The 1,254-nt window shown below is 54.5% G+C and carries 2 protein-coding genes; one reads left to right on the top strand and one right to left on the bottom strand.

Going from position 1 to position 1,254, the window contains the following annotated elements; all coding sequences use genetic code 11:
• Positions 1 to 129 precede the first annotated feature (129 nt).
• The gene (locus VRS74_RS12645; protein ID WP_354145587.1) at positions 130 to 519 is read right to left on the bottom strand and encodes a surface-adhesin E family protein; all 390 of its coding nucleotides are present in this window, start codon (positions 517 to 519) and stop codon (positions 130 to 132) included.
• A gap of 460 nt (positions 520 to 979) precedes the next feature.
• Between VRS74_RS12645 and VRS74_RS12640 the strand changes: the two genes are divergently transcribed.
• A partial coding sequence (locus VRS74_RS12640; protein WP_354145586.1) for a transposase occupies positions 980 to 1,254 on the top strand: 275 nt, incomplete at its 3' end.

The raw sequence follows: 1,254 nt of genomic DNA, 5'->3' as shown, positions 1-1,254 counted from the left end.
TTGCTCTCCAGATCCCCTGGTGAGCTGGGACCTTGCTCCCTCCTTCTTCTACCTAGCGCTCACATTGGTCGGAGTTGCACTGAGAGATTTTCGATCTAGCGACCTACCGGCCCATCTCCGGGCGGTGGGTTATCGAGGCAGCCTTCCAAAACATACGGCGTAGAGTACGTTTTCGAAAACGCTGCCTCGCGCGACATCTTGCCAGTCGCGGGGCTTGTTGCTCTTTCTGGTTATAGTGTCATTTGCGAAGAAGGCGGCGCTTAGTGTCCGACTACGCCCTTCTCGGCAGTCGAGTTCCGAGAAAGTCTTGTAGCCCGTATCGCCGGCATCAGAGGGCTTTCCAAAATCCACCTTCACCCAAACCCGCCTATGCCCGCTTGGCATTGTGCGGATGGATGAGAAGTCCACACTAAATTGATCCTGATTTGCAGTAATCCCAACCGGCAACCATTTCTCCGCCAATGCTGCGCTAGGCAGTGCGGCGACAACCAGAGCGGTGGTGAGTGATATCTTTCGCATATGACGAGATTAGCAGTGCGATGGATCAGGGCAAGACTAAGTAAAAAGACCCCGACCGCCACTACGGGAAGCGATCGGGGTCTCGGGTACGAAGGCGTGACAACGAGGTAATCACAATCTTCATAGGCAAACTTAGAGCAAGCCATGCGATCGAACAGCGCTAAAAAGGATTAATTTTGCTATACTGCAGAGCAATAGCCCCCCCCTTAAAGCAGGAATTTTGCAAGTCACGCCCGCGGCCTTCCACCTGTTATGTTGTAGTTATCGTTCATGCCCAGAGGCTAGCGCTGGCGGGTGAGCCAGGGACTAACGACGGCCTCTTTTGCCGCAATCGCGGTTGCAATCTTCGCGCTCATGTAGACAAGTTTGGAGGTCTCGTTTCATGGAATAGCTAATTTGATCTGCCCCCTTCTGAATGGTCCAATTTCTATTTTAGGAATGGCCACGAAGGAGGAATGGAATGGCAAGGAAGCACAAGCCGGAAGACATCATCGGGAAGCTGCGTGAGGCGGAGATCGTGCTAGCGCAAGGCGGCACGGTTGCAGATGCCTGCCGGCGGATCGGAGTGACCGAGCAGAGCTACTACCGCTGGCGTAAAGAATACGGCGGTCTGAAGATGGATCAGGCCCGACGGATGAAAGAGCTGGAGAAGGAGAATGCCCGGTTGCGCCGAGCGGTGTCGGACCTGACGCTCGACAAGCTGATCCTGCAGGAGGCTGCAAGGGAAAACTTCTG

The organism is Altererythrobacter litoralis (genome assembly GCF_036324225.1).
GTDB classification, from domain to species: domain Bacteria; phylum Pseudomonadota; class Alphaproteobacteria; order Sphingomonadales; family Sphingomonadaceae; genus Erythrobacter; species Erythrobacter litoralis_A.
The sequence above is the reverse complement of the archived record's forward strand: the minus strand, read 5'-3'. Positions and strand labels throughout refer to the sequence as shown.

Excerpts from the sequence above, each read along its gene's own strand:
- VRS74_RS12645 (WP_354145587.1), bottom strand. The coding sequence starts at position 519 with ATGCGAAAGATATCACTCACCACCGCTCTGGTTGTCGCCGCACTGCCT.